Below are 21,406 nucleotides of genomic sequence, written 5' to 3' on the forward strand. Positions count from 1 at the left end.
CACTACTCCTACAAGTGAGGGGGCCATTGGGGATCGCCGTCGAGGCCCCGGCCGACCCGAGGAGGGCTCGGCATAGCTCTGCTGGACAGGCCGGTGCCTGGGGGCCGGATACCTTTTCCGAATGGCTACGTAAGGTCATCGGTTTGCCACGGGGGGCTCTGGTATGAAAAATATGGACCGCCGAGCTGATTGAATTGCCGGGCGGCCTATATTATTTCTTAATTCGGGATTCGGGAGCGAGAGAGCGGCCGGAGAGGTGGCATATGCCTTCATGTGGAGGCTTGGTGCCGCATGGAGGTTCCATGCTTTTGCAATGTCCACGATGCAGGGGATTTGGTGTCTACAAGGTCAAGCAACGTTGGTGGGAGCGCGCCTTGCATATCGAGCGATTCTACTTCTGTGTCGACTGCGAGGCACATCTGCCGCGCTCCAGGATGCGCGAGGTAGTGTAATGGCTCCTCGCGCCATTTTCTTTCGGTATTGCCCCCGTTTCTGCCCCATCTGCTGGGCGTAGTCGCTTACTACCTGATTTGTCCCTTGAAGCACGGCGGCGAGGTGAATTCGCGCTCTTCGGCGTCCTCGGCCTCGAGCGCCTGCTGGAGGGCCTCGCGCAGGATGGGCAGATGGGAGTCGTCCAGTTCCCGGGCGGCCGAGAGCAGGGTCAGCCGCCCGCACCGGGCGTGGCGCATCAGCGGGATCAGGCTGTCGGGGTCGTCACGCAGTTCGCCGCGATAGCGGGCGGCGAAGACGGCATGATTGATCTCTCCCAGGTGGTACTGGCGGCGTAGCGCCGGTGATGGCGAGGCGTCCCGATACCAGTCGGTCAGTGCCAGGCTCTCGCGCCGCTTGCCACGCGGCCAGAGGCGGTCGACCAGGACCCGGGCGCCATCCTCCGGCTCGGCGGGGCGGTAGATGCGCTTGAGGACGATATCGTAGCTCATGACAGGGTTTCCTCCTCCAGGCCGGTCAACGCCTCCCGGGCACGGGGCTGCCAGTGGCCGGGCAGGGCGGCGGCGCGGCGCAGGGCATGGCGGGCGGCATTCCTGTCACCCTGGTCGCGAAGCACCAGGCCCAGGTTGAGCCAGGCCACGGCGAGCTCCGGTTGGACCGCCACGGCGCGCTGGAAGGCCCGGATGGCCCCCTGGGCATCGCCCGTGGCATGCCGCGCATTGCCTAGGGCGAAGTGGCCCAGGGCGGCCCGGGGAAAGCGCTCGACCAGGGCCTCCCAGGCGGGCCGGGTGGCCTCCGCGCCATGCAGTCGTTCGTAGGCGGAGATCGCCTCCATGGCGCGGTCTTCGGCGACCCCCGCGGGGAGTGTGCCGGGGGGCAGGGCGACGAAGGCCCAACGGTCACTGCGCGCCCAGGTGGCATCGAAACGACGGAAGGACTCGATCCGCTCGGGCTCTTCGCCACTGTGCAGGATCAGCTCTTTGGCGTCCAGGTCATAGCCGATGGCCACGGCATAGTGCCACATCGGCCAGGCCGGCAGGGCGAGGTTCTGCATCACCAGCACGGGGTGGCCGGCATCGATCTCGGTCAGCAGCGCATCGAGGCGATTGTCGATGACGAAGGGGATGCGACCGTGCCGGCGCACGGTGGCGAGCATCTCGGGCTGGACGCTTCCCTCCCGACCGGGCGTGAAGACCTGGGGAATCAGGGTGTCGACCCCCACCTCCACACCCTCGGCATTGAGGACCATGGCCAGGGAGGCGGGACCGCACTGGTAGTCGCGCTGGGCATGGAAGGGAACCGTTTCGACTGACGCCTGACGCGGCAGTCGCTCCCGGGTGGACTCGGCCAACTGCGGCGTACCGGCACAGCCGGCCAGCAGGAGTGTCAGCAGCACCAAGGCGAGAACGCCCGCAGGGCGGGCGTTCCTTGAGGCGTCATGCAAGTGCTGCCGTGAACGGCGTGGTGTCATGGGACTCCCCGGTCAGCGAGTGAAGGGGAAGACGTTGGTCAGGCCGAGGATATCGGTGACCAGCAGGATCACGAAGACGGCGAACAGCGCTCCGACGACACTTCCGACGCCGGCGCCGGCGGGGAGCTGCTCGAGTTGTTCGGCCATCTGGGCGGCTTCCTCGTCGGACAGGGCGGCGACGCGCGCTTCCACCTCCGCGAGGTCCACGCCCTGGGCGACGAGCTGTTGCTGGACCTCCTCGCGGGCGAGGATCTCGTGGATCCGCTCGCGGTCGGTCTGGGGCCGCTCGGCGTTCAGGGCCGCCTGGGTGGAGATCAGGTCGCTGCCCGGCGTGGCCTGGGGAGCCGCGGCAACGGGGAGACTGCCCAGCACCAGGGCGGCGATGAGCAGCGGGCTGAGGTAACGGCAGATCTTCTTCATCATCGTGGTGTTCCTTCTTCTTGGGTTTGGCTTCCGGCTCCTTGATGATCCACGCGTCGCGTCCAGGCGAGGCAGCGGTCGAGACGTGCATGCAACGATGCGTCACCAGTATAGGCAAAAATGGCCTGGAGTTTCATGCCGTTGGCATCAACGGATGGCGTCGGGGCAAGGGCAGTGTGCCCTCCGGCATACGCCTCGTCAGGCGATACGGTAGGAGGAGGGCAGTTCGGCGAGCAACCCGCGCCCTCCGGCGAGAGTCAGGGCGAGGTCGTGCAGGCCGTCCTGGACCGGCAGTCGCGAGGCGCCCTTGATGGCGAGATCGAGGCGCTGGGCGAACAGCAGCAGCTTGTGCAGGCGCTTCACCGGCAGGCGAGCCAGGGCCTGCTGATAGGCGGGGCGGCGCTTGTCGAAGATTGCCGGCTTCTGCGACTTGCAGGCGTGCTCGAAGCTCTGTCCCTGGTCCAGGTGCTGGTGCAGGGAGAGCAGGGTGCGCAGTTCGCGGGCCAGGGCCCAGAGGATGATGGGCGTCTCGACGCCTTCGCCGCGCAGTCCGGCCATGATGCGGGAGACCCTCGCCCTTTCGCCCCTGAGGCAGGCATCGACCAGGGTGAAGACGTCATAGCGGGCGCTGTCCTCCACCCCGCCGGCGATCTCCCGGGGCGAGACGCGCGTGCCGGGAGGCACCAGCAACGCCAGCTTCTGCAGCTCCTGGTCGGCGGCCAGCAGATTGCCCTCGGTGCGTTCGCCGAGCAGGCGGGCGGCGTCCAGCTCGAGGGTCAGGCCGTGGCGGCTGGCCCGGTCGCGCAGCCAGAAGCCCAGTCGCGAGGCATCCACCGGCCACACCGGCACGAACAGCCCGGCCTTGTCGAGGGCCTGGAACCAGGCGCTCTTCTGCTGGCGGAAGTCGAGCTTGCCCATGGCGATCAGCAGCACGTTGTCGCTGTCCCCGAGCCCGTCCACGTACTCCTTCAGTGCCTTGCCGCCCTCCTGGCCCAGGTTGCTGCCGGCCAGGCGCAGTTCGATCAGCTTGCGCGAGGCGAACAGCGACAGGCTGGCGGACGCCTCCCGCAGTCGTCCCCAGGCGAAATTGGCTTCCACAGGCAGGATCTCCCGCTCCTCGATGCCGGCGTCTCGTGCCGCGCCACGCACCGCATCACAGGCTTCCATATGCTGCAGGGGTTCGTCGCCGGCGACGATCACCACCGGCGGCAACTTCTTCGTCAGCGCCTCGGGCAGCTTGTCGGCATAGATCTTCATGCGTCGGCCAGCACCCGGAGCCGGTCGAGGAGACGGGTCACTGCCTCCCGGCGAAGCCGGTCGCGCGTCTCCGCGCGGATGTCATCCTGGGCCAGCAGGTTGTCGTCGGTCACCGTGAAGCGGGTGCTGACCTCGAGCCGCTGCTGGTCGAGCAGGTAGGCGCCGTCGCTGCGGCGCTGCACCGAAAAGGGCGCCGACAGTTCCATCTCCACCTCGCGGGGGCCACTCTCGAGCACGCTCAGGCGCCGTTCCCGGAAGGTCTCGTCGCCCAGGTTGAGGGCCAGGGCGGCGCCATCGTGGACCCGGGTGCCGGCGGACGCGAGGCGTTCGACCGTCAGCCGCGCGAGGTCGCTGTCGGGTCCGGCGAGCGCGAGCTCGGGGAGCACCGCCTCGGGGGTGGCCAGGCCACGCAGGTGGAAGCCGCAGCCGGCCAGCGCCAGGGAGGTGCCGGCGGCCAGTCCGAGGTGTAGAAAGGTTCGGCGCTGCATGGGTCTCTCCCTGTCTCGCTGCTCAGCCCACCACGACATTGACCAGCTTGCCGGGCACCACGATCACCTTGCGGATCGTCTTGCCCTCGGTATGGCGCTGCACGTTCTCGGCGGCGAGCGCCCGGGCCTCGACGGCGGCCTTGTCGGCATCCGCGGCCACCTCGATACGGGCGCGCAGCTTGCCGTTGACCTGGACCACCAGTTCGATGCTGTCGCGGGCCAGGGCCGACTCGTCGTGCACCGGCCAGGCGGCATCGATGACCGGCTCGTCATGGCCGAGCTCGCGCCACAGGGCGTGGCAGGCATGCGGGGTGATCGGTGCCAGCAGCAGCACGCAGGCCTCCACGGCCTCGCGGGCCACGGCCAGGCCCTGGGACGAGGCGTCGTCGCCGCCGTCGTTGTGGAAGCGCGACAGGGCGTTGGAGAGCTCCATCACCGCGGCGATGGCGGTATTGAAGGTGGTCCGTCGGCCGATGTCGTCGCTCGCCTTCCTGATGGTCTCGTGGGTCTTGCGCCGCAGCTCGCGCTGGGCGTCGGTCAGGGCGTTGACGTCGAGCGTGCCGGGACTGCCGGCGTCGAGGTGCTCGCTGACCAGTCGCCACAGACGCTTGAGGAAGCGGTTGGCACCCTCGACACCGGAGTCGGACCACTCGAGCGACTGCTCGGGGGGGGCGGCGAACATCATGAACAGGCGCACGGTGTCGGCACCGAAGCGGTCGATCATCGACTGGGGGTCGACGCCGTTGTTCTTCGACTTGGACATCTTCTCGATGCCGCCCATCTCCACCGGCTGGCCGTCGGCGATCAGGACGGCACTGATCGGGCGGCCCTTGTCGTCGCGCCTGACCTCGACGTCGGCGGGGTTGAACCACTCCTTGCCGCCGTTCTCGGTGGTGCGGTAGAAGGTCTCGGCGATCACCATGCCCTGGGTCAGCAGCTGCTGGAAGGGCTCGTCGGAATCGACCAGGCCGAAGTCGCGCATCAGCTTGTGGAAGAAGCGTGCGTAGAGCAGGTGGAGGATGGCGTGCTCGATGCCGCCGATGTAGAGGTCCACCGGCAGCCAGTAGTTGGCGCGCTCGTCGAGCATCGCCTCCGGGTTGTCGGCGCAGCAGAAGCGCGCGTAGTACCAGGAGGACTCCATGAAGGTGTCGAAGGTATCGGTCTCGCGAACCCAGCCGTCGCCGAGGTCCGAGAATTCCGGCATCTTCTTCAGCGGCGAGCCGGAGGCGTCGACGGTGACCTCCATGGGCAGGGCGACGGGCAGCTCGTCGTCGGTGAGCGGCACGGTCTGGCCTTCCGGGCCGTACTTGACCGGGATCGGCGCGCCCCAGTAGCGCTGGCGCGCCACGCCCCAGTCGCGCAGGCGGAAGTTGGTTTTCACCTCGCCGCGACCGAGCGACTCGAGCTTGGCGGCGATGGCGTCGAAGGCGGCCTGGAAGTCGAGGCCGTCGAACTCGCCGGAATTGATCAGGATGCCGTAGTCGTCATGGGCACCCACGGAAAGGTCCGGGGCCTGCCCGCTCTCGTCGGCGATCACCGCCTCGATGGGCAGGCCGTACTTGCTGGCGAACTCCCAGTCGCGCTGGTCGTGGCCGGGCACCGCCATCACCGCGCCGGTGCCGTATTCCATGAGCACGAAGTTGGCCACGAAGACCGGGAGCTCGCGGCCGGTGAGGGGATGCACCGCCACATGGCCGGTGGGCATGCCCTTCTTCTCCATGGTGGCGAGCTCGGCTTCCGAGGTGCCGCCGTGGGAGCACTCCTCGAGGAAGGCCGCGAGTTCGGCATTGCCCTCGGCGGCCGCCTTGGCCAGCGGATGGCCGGCGGCCACGGCCACATAGGTCACCCCCAGCAGGGTGTCGGGCCGGGTGGTGTAGACACGCAGCGGCTCGAAGGCGTCGCCGTTGTGGTCGGCGATGTCGAAGGCCATCTCTACGCCCCGCGACTTGCCGATCCAGTTGCGCTGCATGGTCTTGACCTGCTCGGGCCACTCCACCTTGTCGAGATCGGCCAGCAGCTCCTCGGCGTAGTCGGTGATCTTGAGGAACCACAGCGGGATTTCCTTGCGCTCCACCGGGGCGCCGGAGCGCCAGCCGCAGCCGTCGATCACTTGCTCGTTGGCCAGCACGGTCTGGTCGACCGGGTCCCAGTTGACGGTGGACATCTTCTTGTAGACCAGGCCCTTCTCCAGCAGCTTGGTGAAGAACCACTGCTCCCAGCGGTAGTAGTCGCTGTCACAGGTGGCGAACTCGCGGCTCCAGTCGTAGGCGAAGCCCAGCGCCTTCAGCTGGCGGCGCATGTAGTCGATGTTGTCGTAGGTCCACTTGGCCGGCGGCACCCGGTTCTGGATGGCGGCGTTCTCGGCGGGCATCCCGAAGGCGTCCCAGCCCATGGGCTGCATGACGTTCCTGCCCTGCATGCGCTGGAAGCGCGAGACCACGTCTCCGATGGTGTAGTTGCGCACGTGCCCCATGTGCAGCTTGCCGCTGGGGTAGGGGAACATCGACAGGCAATAGAACTTCTCGCGGCTGGCATCCTCCACCGCCTTGAAGCACTGGTGCTGGTCCCAGAACTGCTGGGCATCGCGTTCGATATCGAAGGGCTTGTACTGTGCGTCCATCGCTGTCTAGGGGTACCTTGCAAGTCAGGCGCACCGCTTGCGGGCGCTGCGCGGGTCAAAACGGGCATTGTCCGGTGTCATGGTCCCGTCGCCAAGATGCGTCAAGACATTGAACTGCCGGCAGGATGTCGTCTAAATGGTAGGCAAGGATACCCCAGCACGGCAGGGTCCGGCTATGCCCGGGCCCATCGCCTCGAGAACGGAAGGAGCAGATCATGAGCGAGCAGAAGGATCCCCGTCACGACCGCCGCCTGCGCGAAGGCTACGAGCGCATGCTGGGCCGCCTCAAGGAGGGCGCCCACGAGCTGACCTGGGAGAACCTGCAGCAGGAGCTCGACGACGCGGTGGAGTTCGAGGCCGAGCTGGAGGAGTTCACCAAGGACGAGCTGTCGCTGCTGCGTGCCTGGGTCGAGCGCGACCTCAAGGAGATGCGCCGCTACCTGGGGGCCGGCGGCGAGAGCGTGGCGACCTGGCTCGGCATCGATCTCTCCATGCTGTCACGCAAGGTGGTGGAGTCGCTGTTCTCCATCGCCGATCGCAGCCGGATCGAGCGCGAGCGGTTCGAGGAGGACCTGGAGGCCGCCCGCGCCGACTACTGCGAGGGCGAGATGGCGGCCCCCGGGCGCATGGCCTGCGTGCACTGTGGTGCCGTGGTCAACCTGGAGGGCGTGGCGCGCATCGAGCCGTGCCATCGGTGCGGGCATCGCTACTTTTCGCGGGTTTCAGCCTGATCGTTACCACCGGCGTATACCTCTACGTCGGTGGGGGATCCGTGCTCCTGCGCGCAGCAGGTTGCTATCCGTTTAACAGTGTTCTCCACAGGTACTTCATGTCCTTACGGAAGGACCAGTGTCGCATGTAGTGTAGGTTGATGCTCACTTTGTCGGGCCAGATGACATTTCGGTTGTAGCTCTCGGGATCCTGCTGCTGCCGTAGAAGCTCCTCCTCGTGACGGTATTTCAGAGTTGCTGGTCCGGTGATACCGGGACGTACCGTCAGTAGCAGTCGTTGTTCCCCCTCCAGGGCATCGGCGAAACCCTCGACGTCTGGGCGTGGGCCCACTAAGCTCATGTCGCCGATCAGCACGTTCCATAGCTGTGGCAGCTCATCGATCTTGGTGCGTCGCAGCAGCTGTCCAAGAGGGGTGATGCGTGGGTCGTCGGCCTGGGTGACCGTCGTCGAAATGCTAGGGGTATCGCGCATGGTGCGAATCTTGACCAGCGTGAAGGGTTGGCCTCCTATGCCGATGCGGCGCTGCATGTAGAACCCATTCCTGCCGGTATCGAGAGTGGCGGCTACCCAAGCGATGGCAATGATCCACCAGGTCAGGGCCAGCCCAAGGGTGGAGACCAGAAAGTCGAAGGTGCGTTTGAGAAGGTGTGAACTGCGGCGTGAAAGGTTCATTACTGCAGCATCGAGGTCTGGACGGGGGGGCGGAAAAAGCTGCGCCGTATCCGCTCCTGTTCCAGCAGCACGGCTATCTTCCGATACAACCTTCCCCTCGCTCGCTCGAAGTGGCGACGAAAGGGGTAGAGGACGTGTACTGTTGGGCTAAGCAGCGGGAAGTAGACGACGTGTAGTCGGGCGTATGCCTTACGGAAGCCGAACTGGCTGATCAGGAAGTCGTGGATAGCGGTGTCATGGCTGATGCTTCGGGCGCCATCGGAGACATAGCGCATCTCACGCGCATTGAGGTAGTGACTGTTCATGGTATGGATCAGGGCATATGTAGAGTAGCGCTTGAGGGAGTCGGGATCGAGCCAGATGGAGAGATAGAAGCAGGCCTGATCCATAACGAGATTCTCGCTGAAGGCCACCAACTTTCCGCTTGCCTTGTCGCGGACGCCCCAGAACTCGGTTTCAGGGGGAAGCTCTTGGATGGCCTTGATGAAGCCTTCTTTTGAAACGCGCTGCTCGTAGGTCTCGTACCTCTCGAAAGCGGCCAGGTAAACAGTGTGACCCTCATCGAGCAGTTGCGCCCTGTCCAGCGGGGCGGCGTCGAACTGGCGCATGCCACGCCGCACCTTGCTGCGTGTGCTGGCGCTCAGGTCATCAAGCTCCTCCTTGCCCGTCTTGATCACGTGCCACCATTCCGTCGGATTGGCACCGTCGAAGTTGGATTCCCAGCGGATCAGGAAGGCTCTATGGGAAACCAACAGTAACAAGGCGCGAATGAGGTTGACGTTGGCGTTTCGATGCGGCATGGACAGCGGTATCAAGGTGCTCTGATGCTTGCGCCACACGAAACCGTCGCTGCGAAAATACTGATAACCAATCATGAGGATATGACCTGGTAACGGAGTTGCAATCCTGATTGGGGAGCGGGCCAGGCGACTATCTGCAGCATATTGTTGCATTATGTAAGGCCTCGTGCCGCCTGAAATCTCTCATTCGTTGGCGTCATGACCTCGTATGAGCTAGAGATTGGCCTCCAGCAGTAGAATGGCCGCGATTATTACCACCACCATCGCCGCCGCATAGCCGAGATTCTGGCGCATCATCCGCGAGCCGCTGACGCCATAGCGCCCCTGGAGGGAGAGGTTGATGCCCGACAGGGGGCCGACGCTGGTGCCCACCGCCCAGGACGCCAGCGCCACGAAGGCGAACAGCGTCTGGCGGCCGGCATCGAGTTCCAGCATCGAGGCCAGTACCGAGACGCCGATGATGGGATGCAGGCCGAGGACCGCGCTGGCGACGATGGCGAGGAAGCTCGCCACTGCCTCGAGGGGGCCGAAACGGACGAAGAGCGTCCACTCGCTGCCGGTGGTGGCGGCGATGAAGGTGGAGAGCCCCTGGGTCAGCAGCCCCGCACAGAGGAACAGCGAGATCTCCCCGCGCATCGCCGGCAGCCGATGCAGGCTGTGCAGCTGCACCCGTCGCAGTGTCCAGCGCGGTCCCTTCGGCAGGTTGGAGGCGAGCGCCACGGCGGGCAGCAGGAAGGTGATGATGCTGACGATGCTGAGTCCCGGCGTCAGCCCGTAGTGGAAGAGCATCACCAGGGTGGCCATCGAGACCGGCATCAGCAGGCTCGACGGCGACAGCGAGAAGCCCGCGGTCTCCGAGAGGTCGAAGCGGCGCGACAGGTCCACCAGGCTGAGCCCCCCGGCGCACAGCGCCAGTGGCAGCCCGAAGGCGACCACGGTCGAGAAGCGCATCTCGGGCGCGAGGGTCATCACCACCCCCATGGAGGCGAAGAAGGGCGACCAGAGCGCGGCGCTCGACAGCCCGCGGTTGAGGGCCAGCAGCTGGGGCGTGGTCAGCGGGCCGTTGCGCTGCAGCCGGTCGCCGATCATGAAGACCGTGGAGAGGTTGAGGATCGCCCCGAGCAGGTGCACGCCCAGCCAGGTGCCGGCGATGCCACGCCCACCGGTCACCGGGTGCCCCAGGGGGCGGACGTTGCCGCGGCGGTTGCCGATCAGTCCGATGAAACTCACGCCCACCAGCATCGCCACCACATAGCTGTTGCCGTCGAGCGTGCGCGGCCAGGCGACATCGGCGCCATACCGCCACTGCGCCACGATCAGCAGCCCCAGCCCGATGCCCGCCAGGGCGCCGGCCTGACGGCGCGTGCGCCGCGGCAGGTTGGGCCAGAGCAGCAGCACCGCCAGCCAGAAGCCGTAGCTCACCGGTTGGGGGGCGATCGGCAGCCCGGCGAAGCGCAGCACCTGCAGCACAAGCCCGGCGAGGGTCAGGCCGCCGGCCAGGGCATGGCGGAACGGGGGAGGGCTGGCGTCGCTGTCGGTCACGGTGGCGGGGCTCCGGAAGATATGCTGAGCAGCCTAAACAATTCAGCGCCTGTCCCGCCACTCGCTGGCGCCGGGCTCGCGGGCGGCCTCCAGCTCGTCGATCATGGCCCGGGCGGCGTTGGAGAGGGTACGGCTCTGGTGGACCAGGTAGCCCAGCGGGCGGTGGATGGGCGGATGGTCGACCGCCAGCACCCGCAGCTCGCTGGTCACCAGGCCCTCGGGCAGCAGGCTCCAGCCCAGGCCGATGGCGCTCATCATCCTCAGGGTCTCGAGGTAGTTGGTGGAGAGCGCCACGGGCAGGGTGAGGCCGACAGCGGCGAAGCGTGCCTCGATCAGGGTGCGGGTGAAGGTCAGCGGACCGGGCAGTACGGCATCGAACTCGCAGAGCTCGTGGAGCGTCAATTGCTCGCGGCTGGCCAGGGGGTGGTCGGGGGCACAGACGAAGCAGAGTCGGTCGATCCAGATCGGCACCACCTCGAGATGTTCGTCGGGGTGGGGGGCGAGGGTCACCACGGCGATCTCCAGCTCGCCGTCCAGCACGCCCTGGTAGGCCTGCTCGGAATCCAGGAAGTGCAGGTCAAGGCGCACCCCGGGATGCCGGCGGGTATAGGCCTTGAGTAGCGGCGGCAGTCGGTGCAGCCCGATATGGTGGCTGGTGGCGAGCGTCAGGCTGCCGCCCACGTCGCCGGCGAGGTTGCCCAGGGCCCGGCGGCTGTCGTCCACCATCACCAGGATCTGCCGTGCCCGGGGCAGCAGGAGCCGGCCGGCCTCGGTGAGGGTGACGCGCCGGCCAATGCGGTCGAACAGCCGGGCATCGATCTGGCCCTCGAGCACGGCGATGCGCTTGCTCACCGCCGGCTGGGTCAGGTGAAGCTGTTCGGCGGCCCGGGAAAAGCTGCCACTGTCGGCCACGGCGAGAAAGGCCTGAAGGCTCTGGGTATCCATGGCGACACCTCGCTGGAATTCCTTATGGGAATGCAATCCATAAATAACATGAATTGCTTTTATGGGCGAGTCGCAGGACACTCCATGCATACGCTGAGGCTGCCCCTATGGGGTCAGACCCCAGCCGAGTCACGAAGCCTGCCGTGATGCAGGTTTCGAGCGTACACGACACCGCCGGGGTCTGACCCCATAGGGACCCGCGGGCCAAGCCCGAGCGGCGCCGGGGACAGGGCGAAGCGGAGGTCATTCTTCATGGATGAAGAATGTAGCGCCCAGGGAAGGGTTCACAGCGCCTCCGCGACGCCCTGTCGACGGAAGAGCCGCGGACGGAAGAGCCGCGAAAGGCCGCAAACGACCGGATTCAGCTAAGAGGGCCCCGAAGGCCCGGGAGAACGACATGGCAGGCCAGACACTCTACGACAAGCTGTGGTCGCAGCACCTCGTCAAGGAGCGCGACGACGGTACCGCGCTGATCTATATCGACCGCCAGCTGCTCCACGAGGTGACCTCGCCCCAGGCCTTCGAGGGGCTGCGCCTGGCCGGCCGCAAGCCGTGGCGCCTGGACGCCAACCTGGCGACCCCGGACCATAACGTGCCGACCACCGTGATCGAGCGCGCCGAAGGCAATGCCGGCATCAAGGATCCGGTCTCGCTGATCCAGGTGCAGACCCTGGACGACAACTGCGAAGCCTTCGGCATCGAGGAGTTCCGCATCAACGACGCGCGCCAGGGCATCGTGCACGTGGTGGGCCCCGAGCAGGGCGCCACCCTGCCGGGCATGACGGTGGTGTGCGGCGACTCCCACACCGCCACCCATGGCGCCTTTGCGGCGCTCGCCCATGGTATCGGCACCTCCGAGGTAGAGCACGTGCTGGCGACCCAGTGCCTGCTGGCCCAGAAGATGAAGAACATGCAGGTACGGGTGGAGGGCAAGCTCGGCACCGGTGTCACCGCCAAGGACATCGTACTGGCCGTCATCGGCCGCATCGGCACTGCCGGCGGCACCGGCTATGCCATCGAGTTCGCCGGCAGTGCCATCCGCGATCTCTCCATGGAGGGGCGGATGACGGTGTGTAACATGGCCATCGAAGCCGGCGCCCGGGTGGGCCTGATCGGTGTCGACGACACCACCATCGAGTATCTGCGCGAACGGCCCTTTGCCCCGACCGCCGAGCAGTGGGATGCCGCCGTGGCCGACTGGCGCCACCTGGTCTCCGATGACGACGCCGCCTTCGACAAGGTGGTGGAGCTCGACGCCGCCACGATCGAGCCACAGGTGAGCTGGGGCACCAGCCCCGAGATGGTCACCGGCATCTCCGGCGAAGTGCCCGACCCCGCGGCGGCCCCCGACGAGACCGTGCAGCGCAGTTACACCCGGGCGCTGGAGTACATGGGGCTGGCGCCGAAGCAGAAGATCACCGATATCCGGCTCGACAAGGTGTTCATCGGTTCGTGCACCAACTCGCGCATCGAGGACCTGCGCGAGGCGGCCAGGGTGGCCAAGGGCAAGAAGGTGGCCGACTCCATCAAGCTCGCCATGGTGGTGCCGGGCTCCGGCCTGGTGAAGCGCCAGGCCGAGGCCGAGGGGCTCGACAAGATCTTCACCGAGGCGGGCTTCGAGTGGCGCGAGCCGGGCTGCTCCATGTGCCTGGCCATGAATGCCGACAAGCTCGGCACCGGCGAGCACTGCGCCTCCACCTCGAACCGCAACTTCGAGGGGCGCCAGGGCTACGGTGGGCGCACCCATCTGGTCAGCCCGGCGATGGCCGCCGCGGCGGCCATCGCCGGGCACTTCGTCGATGTGCGGAGCATTGACGACTCTCAACCATCCGTGCAGGAGGCCTGAGCCATGCAGAAGTTCGAACGCCTCGAAGGCCTCGTTGCGCCGCTCGACCGGGCCAACGTCGACACCGACCTGATCATCCCCAAGCAGTTCCTGAAGTCGATCAAGCGCACCGGCTTCGGCGTCAACCTGTTCGACGAGCTGCGCTACCTCGACGAGGGCCAGCCCGGCCAGGACTGCTCGAAGCGCCCGCTGAATCCCGACTTCGTGCTCAACCAGGCGCGCTACCAGGGCGCGAGCGTCCTGCTGACCCGGCGCAACTTCGGCTGCGGCAGCTCGCGGGAGCATGCTCCCTGGGCGCTGGAGGACTTCGGCTTCCGGGTGGTGATCGCCCCGAGCTTCGCCGACATCTTCTACAACAACGCCTTCAAGAACGGCATCCTGCTGATTCCCCTCCCCGAGGAGACGGTGGATCGCCTGTTCAAGGAGGTCGAGGCCAGCGAGGGTTATCGGCTCGACGTGGACCTCGAGAACCAGCGGGTCATCACGCCCTCGGGCGAGATCCTCGAGTTCGAGGTCGATGCCTTCCGCAAGCACTGCCTGCTCGAGGGGCTCGACGACATCGGCCTGACCCTGAAGGACGAGGAGGCGATTCGCGCCTTCGAGGAGAAGCATCGGCAGGCGCGCCCCTGGTTGTTCCGCGATACCGCTCAGGCTTGATACAAACTTGTTGCATCGGCCGGGTGACGGGGCTGATCCGGCGGCAGGCCTGCGAGGAGGCGCTGTGAACCCTTCCTTGGGCGCTACATTTGCCATCCATGGCAAATGACCTCCTCTTCGGCCTGCCCCCGGCGCCCCTCCTGTTGCCCTGCTGGCTGTGACGGCACAAGGACGAAACCATGACACAGAAGATTCTGGTACTGCCGGGCGACGGCATCGGTCCCGAGATCACCGCCCAGGCCAGCCGCGTGCTGGCCGCCTGCCAGGCCCGCGGCCTGGACGTCGAGGTCGAAGAGGCCCTGGTGGGCGGCAGCGCCTACGACGCCCATGGCGAGCCGCTGCCGGCCGCGACCCTGGAGAAGGCCAGGGGTGCCGACGCCATCCTGCTGGGCGCCGTGGGCGGCCCGAAGTGGGACACCATCGAGGACCTGGCCAAGCGCCCCGAGAAGGGCCTGCTCGGCCTGCGCAAGAACCTCGGCCTGTTCGGCAACCTGCGTCCGGCGATCCTCTACCCGCAGCTCGCCGACGCCTCGAGCCTCAAGCCCGAGGTGGTGTCGGGGCTGGACATCATGATCGTGCGCGAGCTGACCGGCGGCATCTATTTCGGCCAGCCCCGCGGCATCGAGGAGCGTGACGGCGAGCGGGTGGGCTTCAACACCTATGTCTACGCCGAGTCCGAGATCGAGCGTATCGGTCGCGTGGCCTTCGAGATGGCTCGCAAGCGCCACAAGAAGCTCTGCAGCGTCGACAAGGCCAACGTGCTCGAGGTCACCATCCTGTGGCGCGAGGTAATGGAGCGCCTGGCGCCGGAGTATCCCGACGTCGAGCTCTCGCACATGTACGTCGACAACGCCGCCATGCAACTGGTGCGGGCGCCCAAGCAGTTCGACGTGATCGTCACCGGCAACATGTTCGGCGACATCCTGTCGGATGCTGCGGCCATGCTCACCGGCTCCATCGGCATGTTGCCCTCGGCGTCGCTCAACGAGTCCGGGCAGGGCATGTACGAACCCTGCCACGGCAGCGCTCCGGACATTGCCGGCCAGAATGTTGCCAACCCGCTGGCCACCATCCTCTCGGTGGCCATGATGCTGCGCTATTCGCTGAACGAACCCGCGCTCGCCGAGTGCATCGAGGCCGCCGTGGGCAAGGTGCTGGACGACGGTCTGCGAACCGCGGATATTGCCTCGGCAGGCACACGCACCGTCTCCACCACGGAGATGGGCGACGCCGTGCTGGCGGCCTTCGAGGCGGCGTGAGTCGCCGGCGCGGCATCAGGCATCACGTCTTGCGGCCTCATGGATGAGTGCCACCAGTGGGGCCAGGCTCTGTTCCATGTCGTCGAGTGACCAGGGGCGCCGATACCGGTAGACCCTGATGCGCCGGGCCAGGTCGGCGGCATGGGTCATCAGGCGCGCCGGACCGTTGAACGTCCTTCCCCATTCCAGGTGATAGAGAGAGGCCGCGACCACCCTGAACGCCTCCCGGCCGTTCAGCGGTTCCAGAGTGGCGTCCTCTCCCTCCCCGGCTCGTTCCAGCGTGACCAGTGCCCGCAACGGTTGCGCATAGGTGCGGAAACCGTGGTGCTGAATGAGGTGGTACCTGTCGGCCCGCGACGGGTCCCTCACCAGGTCGCGAGGGTCGATTCCCAGAGTGGCCAGGGCACCGTCCCAGAGTTTGAGGCGAGGCGGGCCCGGGTACAGGTAGGGAGGTGTCTCGCCTGGCCTGATCACCCCGACGTCGTCGCTCACCAGGGGCCAGCCTTGGCAGTAGTGCAGCCAGGCGGCCAGGGTCGATTTGCCTGCGCCGGCATCGCCGGTGAAGCCCCATACGCCGGATGGCGTCTCCAGGGCACTGAGCTGGAGGGGAAGCCAGTGCTTCTGATGCAGCAGGGCGCCGAGAGCGGTGCTGAGCAGGTAGTGTCGCAGGTCCTCGTCGGGCGGGCTGGCTCCTGGCTTCAGCGGCACCCGCCTGTCGAGCTGGATTCGCCGACCCTGCTCGACCCGGCAGCGAGCGATGCCCTCGCAGCAGAATTGGCAGCGGTCTTCCGAGTACTGCAACCCGGGCTCGCTCCCATCGGAGTCTTCGAGCATGTCTGGAAGGTCGTCGGCGACGATCTCCACATCTGCTGCCATGCCGGGCGGGAGAGGGCGCAGTTCCGGGAACTCGAGTTGCGAGGAGAGCCTGAGCCCGTAGGTGGAGTAGAAATGGGGCGAGACGGTGGGACTGGGGTGCCCGCGCCGTTCATTGGGCGTCATGCCCCTTCGATAGGCCGAACAGTCGTTGTCGTAGTGCATCTTCTGCGATCCCCACCACCGATAGTGGTGCTCTTGATGTCCAGGAACGCAGCGCAGACTGATCCGACACCGAGTGCCGGTATCCGAGGGTGCTGGTAATGTTGCATTATATTACCATGCTGCCAGTTTTGTCAACTTATGTTACTGGCAGGTGGGTTGAGCCTGTGCAGCGGCGGTCAACCCCGGGGGCGATCGAGCCTGGTGCCATCTGCCCGGCGCGGCAGGCTCGTGTATAATATGGGCCACATTCAATTTCAGGAGGACTTCACATGTTGAAAGTCGGTTTCGTCGGTTGGCGCGGCATGGTGGGCTCGGTGCTCATGCAGCGCATGGTGGAAGACGGGGATTTCAATGGCATCGAGCCGGTCTTCTTCACCACCTCCCAGGTCGGCCAGGCCGGCCCCGACGTCGGCGTCGACGTGCCTCCGCTCAAGGACGCCTTCGACCTCGAGGCCCTCAAGGCGCTGGACGTGGTGATCACCTGCCAGGGCGGCGACTACACCAAGGAGGTCTACGCCGACCTGCGTGGCGCCGGCTGGAAAGGCTACTGGATCGACGCCGCCAGCACCCTGCGCATGGTGGACGAGGCGACCATCATCCTCGACCCGGTCAACCGTCACGTCATCGATGCCCAACTGGCCAGGGGGGCGAAGACCTTCGTCGGCGGCAACTGCACCGTCAGCCTGATGCTGATGGGCCTCGGCGGCCTGTTCGAGGCCGACCTGATCGAGTGGATGACCTCCATGACCTATCAGGCCGCCTCTGGCTCCGGCGCCAAGCACATGCGCGAACTGCTCAACCAGATGGGCGCGCTGCGTGACAGCGCGGCCGCCGAACTGGCCGATCCGTCCAGCGCGATCCTCGACATCGACCGCAAGGTCACCGCGGCCATGCGCAGCGGCGACTTCCCCACCGACAACTTCGGTGCGCCGTTGGCCGGCAGCCTGCTGCCCTGGATCGACGTCAAGCGCGACAATGGCCAGAGCAAGGAGGAGTGGAAGGGGAGTGTCGAGACCAACAAGATCCTCGGCCTGCAGGACAACCCGATCCCCATCGATGGGCTCTGCGTGCGCATCGGTGCCATGCGCTCCCACAGCCAGGCCTTCACCATCAAGCTGAAGAAGGACGTACCGATCGACGAGATCGAGGACCGCCTGGCCAGGCACAACGAATGGGTCAAGGTGATTCCCAACGACAAGGACGCCACCATCGCCGGCCTGACGCCGGCGGCCGCCACCGGCACCCTGAGCGTGCCCGTGGGCCGGCTGCGCAAGCTGGCCATGGGTGGCGAGTACCTCTCCGCCTTCAGCGTCGGCGACCAGCTGCTGTGGGGCGCGGCCGAGCCGCTCAAGCGGATGCTGAAGATCCTGCGCGAGCAATAAGCCTTGCCGGCATGGCCACCACGGGGCGCCTCCTTCGGGAGACGCCCCGTTTTTTCTCGTGGAATGGCGGATTCGCGGGAACGCCTCGTTCTGGCTTACGTTGAAAGGCACGGCATCAAGCATGATCCGGAACAGGCGCACGGGGCCAGGTTTGTGATACATAAAGATCATAACGAGACTAATCATTTCACCCGCTGCCCGATGACCCGGCCAGCCGGGAGAAGCAAGGGAACGCCATGAAACGCAAGCTGACTCTCGCCATGCTGCTCTCGCTCTCTGCCACCAGCCCCCTGGCGCTGGGGTTGGGGCTGGGCGAGACCGACGTGCGCTCTACGCTCAATGCCCCGTTGCGTGCCAGCATCCCCCTGACGGATACCGCCGGGATGCAGGCGGGACTGCTCAACGTCTCGGTGGCCGATGAGCGGGCCTTCTCGGCCGCCGGCCTGGCTCGTACGCCGCTAGCGGCCAGCGTGCGGCTGGCCGTCGAGCAGCGCGAGGGCCGGCTGGTGCTGGTCCTGACCACCGACCGTCCCGTGCGCGAGCCCTGGCTCGATCTGCTGCTGCGCTTCGACTGGCCGGACGGCCAGCAGCTGCGCGAGGTGACCCTGTTGCTCGATCCGCCCGACTATGACCAGATGCCGGCGCTGATCACCCCGACACGGCCGGCGGCGCCCTCCGTCGCCGCTGCGTCGCCGGGCCAGGAGCCATCGGCGACGTCACGCCCCGTCGTCCGTCCGGCGGTCCGGGCCGGTAGCGACGATCCGGCCTGGGTGCGCAGTGGCGACACCCTCTGGTCGGTGGCCGGCCGCCTGCGACCGGACAGCGGCATCAGCATGAACCAGATGATGGTGGCGCTGGTGGAAGCCAACCCCGAGGTGTTTCCGTCGGGTAACATCAACGCCATGCGCGCCGGCTTCACCCTGGTGGTGCCGGGCCGGAACGCCATCGCCGCGCGCTCCGCCGGTGACGCCGCACGCGTCGTCCAGGCCATGAACCAGGCCTGGGCCAATCGTGGCAGCGGGGCACCGGCCCGTGTGCCGCTGGGCGGCAGCGAGGAGGTCTCGCCGGAAGCGGCTGTCGCGGCGGCCGGCACCGCCGAGACCCCGGCCGAGCCAGCGGCCGCGACGGAGGGCGAGGAGGCCGAGCCGGCGACGCCTCCAGTCGTCGAGGCCCCCGGGGAGATCGATGGGGAGGAGGGACCGCGCCTGACGCTGCTCACCGATGCCGAGGTGGCTGCCGAAGTGGCGCGGGCCGCCGACCCGGTGGAGGGGGCGGCGCCCGGAGAGGGTGAGGCAGGCGAGGAGGGTGCCGCGACGGCTGGCGGGGAACGGCTCGACATCGACCCGACAGCACTCCAGGCTCTCCAGGGCGGTGGCGACCTGACCAGCGACGAGCGCTTGTTGCGCCTCGAGGCCCGCTGGCTCGAGAATCAGCAGTCCCTGGAAGCGGTACGCAACGAGCGCGACGAACTGCAGGACGAACTCGGCCAGATGCGCGAGGAGCTGGACGCCCTGCGCGAGGAGCTGGCCGCCCTGAGTGCCGGGGGGCAGGGGGGCGACGGCCCCGGGACGGGCGGGGTGGTGCCACCGGGAGAGAGTGGGCAGCCGGCCGAGACCCCCTGGTGGAGCGCCCTCTACCGGGGGGCGCTGGACCGTAGCCTGATGCTGGGGGGCGCTGCCCTCGCCGCGTTGCTGGCGCTCTGGGTGCTGGTGCGACGCCGGCGCCGGGAGGAGACGGCGACCACCTTCGGCCTGCAGACGGTGGCGCCGGACGGTGGTGGGGCCGGCTCCACGGTGGGTACCCCTTCGGCGGCCGACGCGGGCGAGGCCGCGCCGGCACGGACCGCCATGCCCCAGGCCGAGGCGATCAACGAGGCCGATATCTTCATCGCCTATGGCCGCTACGATCAGGCGCGTGAGCTGCTCGAGGCCAGCCTGGAGCGTGAGCCCGAGCGCGACGACCTGAGGGTGAAGCTGTTGATGGTCCACCTGGAGCAGGGTGACCATGAAAAGGCCGATCGCGAGGCCATGCGCCTGCGGGCCGGCGGCGACCCGGCGGTGCTGGCCGAGGTGGAGAGCCTGATGAGCCGGCACCCCGCGCCGCTGGACGCCTCGGCTGCGCCGGCGGGAGGCGACCGTGCCGTCTTTGCCGAGCCGGCGGAGCTGCCGCCGCGGCGTTTCGACGAGCCCGGCGAGGAGCCGTCCCCATCGGCATCCGAGCCTGGTGGGGAGCCAGCGGAACGAGTCGCCGACGACGCCGCCGAGCCGGAAGTGCTCGAGGATCCTGCCGCCCGCTACCGTCGGCCCGAGTCCGAGTCCGTGTCGGAGCCCGAGCCCGAAGGCGATGTCCGGCCAACCCCGGCCTCGCCGGAAGCCGCGCGCCCCGAGGCGAGCGAAGACGAGCCGCCACCTGCCCCCGAGCCGCCTCCTGCCCCCGAGCCGCCTCCTGCCGCCGAGCCGCCGCCCGCACCGACGCTGTCCCATCGGGTCGACGACCTCGGTCGCGATATCATCGATTACCGGCCGCCCGCCCTGGACCCCAGCCCGGCGCCACGCGAGGAGACGCCGATGCAGCCCAGCGTGGAGTTCAGTCCGGCCGCTCCCGCTGGCCCCTCGGACGAGGAGTCGAAGCCGCCCGGCGACGAGCGTCGCGGTCCCGCCGGGGCACCCGACGACTGGGAGGTCGAAGAGGTGGCATTCCCGCCGCTGGATCGGGATAATGAGTGGCTCTCCGCCGGCGCTTCCCCCGCGTCAAGGCTGGCCGAGGCTCGCCGCCTGCTGGATGCGGGCGAGCGTGATCGGGCACGGCCCTTGCTGCACGAGCTGGTCGATCTCTCCGACGATCCGTCGGCACGGGAGGAAGCCCGGGAGTTGATCACCCGCCACGACCTCTGAAGGCCGCATGACCCTGTTCCGACCCCTCGACGATCGCCATCCCCTCACCGGCCGCCTGGTCATGGGGGTGGAATATGACGGCAGCGCCTACTGCGGCTGGCAGCGTCTCAAGCATGCCGCCTCGGTGCAGGCCGCACTGGAGAAGGCATTGGCGAAGGTGGCCAGCCACCCGGTGACGGTACATGCCAGCGGGCGGACCGATTCCGGCGTCCATGCCACCCGCCAGATCGTGCATTTCGACCCCCCCGCGCCGCGCTCGCAGAAGGCCTGGGTCTTCGGCGTCAACGCCAACCTGCCGCGGGATATCGCGGTGCGCTGGGTGAAGGCGGTGCCCGACGCCTTCCATGCGCGCTTCAAGGCGCTGGCGCGGCGCTACCGCTACGTGATCCTCAACCAGCCGAGCCGGCCGGTGCTGGAGCGGGCCAACGCCACCTGGTGTCGCGACCCCCTGGATGCCGAGGCCATGCACCTGGCCGCCCAGGCCCTGGTGGGGGAGCACGACTTCTCGAGCTTCCGTGCGGCGGGCTGCCAGTCGAAGACCGCCTGGCGCCACCTGCACTTCATCGAGGTGCATCGCCACGGCCCCCTGGTGGTGATCGACGTCCAGGGCAACGCCTTCCTGCACCATATGATCCGCAATATCGTCGGCGCCCTGGTCACCGTGGGGCGCGGAGAGCGAGGCAGCGACTACCTGGTCGAGCTGCTGGCCCTCAAGGATCGTACCCTGGCCGACGTCACCGCGCCGGCCTGTGGCCTGCACTTCGTCGACTCGCTCTACGACGAGGCCTGGGGGCTGCCGCGGGAGCCCCTGGGGCCCAACCTGCTGGCCTTTCTCGGCGAGTGGACCGGCGAGCGCGAACTGCCCGACTGCCCCATGGTCGAATTCCGGCGCGGCAAGCCGATGGCCGTCGAAAAGGAGGGCTGATGCACTCA

Annotated in this window: 18 protein-coding genes; 7 read left to right on the plus strand and 11 right to left on the minus strand. The window is 67.4% G+C overall.

Annotated elements, in window-relative coordinates; genetic code table 11:
• Positions 1-521: 521 nt before the first annotated feature.
• From CR157_RS12450 to leuS, 6 genes are all read right to left on the minus strand, one after another.
• Positions 522-941 carry a DUF488 domain-containing protein gene (locus tag CR157_RS12450; RefSeq protein WP_110283841.1) on the minus strand — a complete coding sequence of 140 codons (420 nt, stop codon included), beginning with the start codon at positions 939-941 and terminating at the stop codon, positions 522-524.
• Complete coding sequence (locus CR157_RS12455) at positions 938-1,921, minus strand: PA2778 family cysteine peptidase (RefSeq protein WP_110283842.1); 984 nt, start codon at positions 1,919-1,921, stop codon at positions 938-940. The genes CR157_RS12450 and CR157_RS12455 overlap by 4 nt, the downstream gene beginning before the upstream one ends.
• Positions 1,922-1,933: 12 nt before the next feature.
• A complete protein-coding gene (locus CR157_RS12460; protein ID WP_110284027.1) occupies positions 1,934-2,341 on the minus strand; it encodes a PA2779 family protein in 408 nt (135 codons plus the stop codon).
• A gap of 198 nt (positions 2,342-2,539) precedes the next feature.
• On the minus strand, positions 2,540-3,598 hold the full coding sequence (gene holA, locus CR157_RS12465; RefSeq protein WP_110283843.1) for a DNA polymerase III subunit delta: 1,059 nt from the start codon (positions 3,596-3,598) through the stop codon (positions 2,540-2,542).
• Positions 3,595-4,086, minus strand: a complete 492-nt coding sequence (locus CR157_RS12470) for an LPS-assembly lipoprotein LptE (protein WP_110283844.1) — start codon at positions 4,084-4,086, stop codon at positions 3,595-3,597. The genes holA and CR157_RS12470 overlap by 4 nt, the downstream gene beginning before the upstream one ends.
• A 22-nt stretch (positions 4,087-4,108) precedes the next feature.
• Positions 4,109-6,706 (minus strand): leucine--tRNA ligase, encoded by a 2,598-nt coding sequence (leuS, locus tag CR157_RS12475; RefSeq protein ID WP_110283845.1) that lies wholly within the window; start codon positions 6,704-6,706, stop codon positions 4,109-4,111.
• Positions 6,707-6,921: 215 nt separating this feature from the next.
• On the opposite strand from leuS, the gene CR157_RS12480 reads away from it, so the two are divergent.
• Entirely contained in the window at positions 6,922-7,437 is a 516-nt protein-coding gene (locus tag CR157_RS12480; protein WP_110283846.1) for a zinc ribbon-containing protein, read from the plus strand.
• A 64-nt stretch (positions 7,438-7,501) separates the two neighbouring features.
• On the opposite strand, the gene CR157_RS12485 is transcribed toward CR157_RS12480, so the two are convergent.
• Genes CR157_RS12485 through CR157_RS12500 form a run of 4 tightly spaced genes read right to left on the minus strand, consistent with a single transcriptional unit; the run spans position 7,502 to position 11,397 of the window.
• A complete protein-coding gene (locus CR157_RS12485) occupies positions 7,502-8,110 on the minus strand; it encodes a sugar transferase (protein WP_110283847.1) in 609 nt (202 codons plus the stop codon).
• Positions 8,110-9,063 carry a hypothetical protein gene (locus CR157_RS12490; RefSeq protein WP_146218686.1) on the minus strand — a complete coding sequence of 318 codons (954 nt, stop codon included), beginning with the start codon at positions 9,061-9,063 and terminating at the stop codon, positions 8,110-8,112. Before CR157_RS12490 ends, CR157_RS12485 begins: the two co-directional genes overlap by 1 nt.
• A gap of 60 nt (positions 9,064-9,123) precedes the next feature.
• Positions 9,124-10,452 (minus strand): hypothetical protein, encoded by a 1,329-nt coding sequence (locus CR157_RS12495; RefSeq protein WP_258364149.1) that lies wholly within the window; start codon positions 10,450-10,452, stop codon positions 9,124-9,126.
• 42 nt (positions 10,453-10,494) lie between these two features.
• Complete coding sequence (locus CR157_RS12500) at positions 10,495-11,397, minus strand: LysR family transcriptional regulator (protein ID WP_110283849.1); 903 nt, start codon at positions 11,395-11,397, stop codon at positions 10,495-10,497.
• Positions 11,398-11,794: 397 nt separating this feature from the next.
• On the opposite strand from CR157_RS12500, the gene leuC reads away from it, so the two are divergent.
• The 3 genes from leuC (at position 11,795) to leuB (ending at position 15,159) form a co-directional block, all read left to right on the plus strand.
• A complete protein-coding gene (leuC, locus tag CR157_RS12505; protein WP_110283850.1) occupies positions 11,795-13,243 on the plus strand; it encodes a 3-isopropylmalate dehydratase large subunit in 1,449 nt (482 codons plus the stop codon).
• Between the two features lie 3 nt (positions 13,244-13,246).
• A complete protein-coding gene (leuD, locus tag CR157_RS12510; protein WP_110283851.1) occupies positions 13,247-13,900 on the plus strand; it encodes a 3-isopropylmalate dehydratase small subunit in 654 nt (217 codons plus the stop codon).
• 179 nt (positions 13,901-14,079) lie between these two features.
• A complete protein-coding gene (gene leuB / locus CR157_RS12515) occupies positions 14,080-15,159 on the plus strand; it encodes a 3-isopropylmalate dehydrogenase (RefSeq protein WP_110283852.1) in 1,080 nt (359 codons plus the stop codon).
• 15 nt (positions 15,160-15,174) lie between these two features.
• Here the strand turns inward: leuB and CR157_RS12520 are convergent, their stop codons facing one another.
• Complete coding sequence (locus CR157_RS12520; protein ID WP_146218687.1) at positions 15,175-16,158, minus strand: hypothetical protein; 984 nt, start codon at positions 16,156-16,158, stop codon at positions 15,175-15,177.
• 308 nt (positions 16,159-16,466) lie between these two features.
• Here CR157_RS12520 and asd point away from each other — a divergent pair, with 308 nt between their 5' ends.
• From asd to truA, 3 genes are all read left to right on the plus strand, one after another.
• The gene (gene asd / locus CR157_RS12525) at positions 16,467-17,579 is read left to right on the plus strand and encodes an aspartate-semialdehyde dehydrogenase (protein ID WP_110283854.1); all 1,113 of its coding nucleotides are present in this window, start codon (positions 16,467-16,469) and stop codon (positions 17,577-17,579) included.
• Between the two features lie 236 nt (positions 17,580-17,815).
• A complete protein-coding gene (locus tag CR157_RS12530; protein ID WP_110283855.1) occupies positions 17,816-20,473 on the plus strand; it encodes a FimV/HubP family polar landmark protein in 2,658 nt (885 codons plus the stop codon).
• A gap of 7 nt (positions 20,474-20,480) precedes the next feature.
• Positions 20,481-21,398, plus strand: coding sequence for a tRNA pseudouridine(38-40) synthase TruA (truA, locus tag CR157_RS12535; RefSeq protein ID WP_110283856.1), 918 nt, complete (start codon positions 20,481-20,483; stop codon positions 21,396-21,398).
• Positions 21,399-21,406 lie beyond the last annotated feature (8 nt).

It is taken from the genome of Halomonas sp. LBP4, from assembly GCF_003202205.1.
In the GTDB taxonomy this organism is placed as follows: domain Bacteria; phylum Pseudomonadota; class Gammaproteobacteria; order Pseudomonadales; family Halomonadaceae; genus Halomonas; species Halomonas flagellata.

Bases quoted from the DNA above. Each gene is read 5' to 3' on its own strand.
- holA (WP_110283843.1), bottom strand. From the start codon at position 3,598: ATGAAGATCTATGCCGACAAGCTGCCCGAGGCGCTGACGAAGAAGTTG.
- CR157_RS12480 (WP_110283846.1), top strand. From the start codon at position 6,922: ATGAGCGAGCAGAAGGATCCCCGTCACGACCGCCGCCTGCGCGAAGGC.
- leuB (WP_110283852.1), top strand. From the start codon at position 14,080: ATGACACAGAAGATTCTGGTACTGCCGGGCGACGGCATCGGTCCCGAG.
- CR157_RS12520 (WP_146218687.1), bottom strand. From the start codon at position 16,158: ATGACGCCCAATGAACGGCGCGGGCACCCCAGTCCCACCGTCTCGCCC.
- CR157_RS12530 (WP_110283855.1), top strand. From the start codon at position 17,816: ATGAAACGCAAGCTGACTCTCGCCATGCTGCTCTCGCTCTCTGCCACC.
- CR157_RS12470 (WP_110283844.1), bottom strand. From the start codon at position 4,086: ATGCAGCGCCGAACCTTTCTACACCTCGGACTGGCCGCCGGCACCTCC.
- CR157_RS12500 (WP_110283849.1), bottom strand. From the start codon at position 11,397: ATGGATACCCAGAGCCTTCAGGCCTTTCTCGCCGTGGCCGACAGTGGC.
- truA (WP_110283856.1), top strand. From the start codon at position 20,481: ATGACCCTGTTCCGACCCCTCGACGATCGCCATCCCCTCACCGGCCGC.
- asd (WP_110283854.1), top strand. From the start codon at position 16,467: ATGTTGAAAGTCGGTTTCGTCGGTTGGCGCGGCATGGTGGGCTCGGTG.
- leuC (WP_110283850.1), top strand. From the start codon at position 11,795: ATGGCAGGCCAGACACTCTACGACAAGCTGTGGTCGCAGCACCTCGTC.
- CR157_RS12485 (WP_110283847.1), bottom strand. From the start codon at position 8,110: ATGAACCTTTCACGCCGCAGTTCACACCTTCTCAAACGCACCTTCGAC.
- CR157_RS12490 (WP_146218686.1), bottom strand. From the start codon at position 9,063: ATGCAACAATATGCTGCAGATAGTCGCCTGGCCCGCTCCCCAATCAGG.
- CR157_RS12460 (WP_110284027.1), bottom strand. From the start codon at position 2,341: ATGAAGAAGATCTGCCGTTACCTCAGCCCGCTGCTCATCGCCGCCCTG.
- CR157_RS12450 (WP_110283841.1), bottom strand. From the start codon at position 941: ATGAGCTACGATATCGTCCTCAAGCGCATCTACCGCCCCGCCGAGCCG.
- leuD (WP_110283851.1), top strand. From the start codon at position 13,247: ATGCAGAAGTTCGAACGCCTCGAAGGCCTCGTTGCGCCGCTCGACCGG.
- leuS (WP_110283845.1), bottom strand. From the start codon at position 6,706: ATGGACGCACAGTACAAGCCCTTCGATATCGAACGCGATGCCCAGCAG.
- CR157_RS12455 (WP_110283842.1), bottom strand. From the start codon at position 1,921: ATGACACCACGCCGTTCACGGCAGCACTTGCATGACGCCTCAAGGAAC.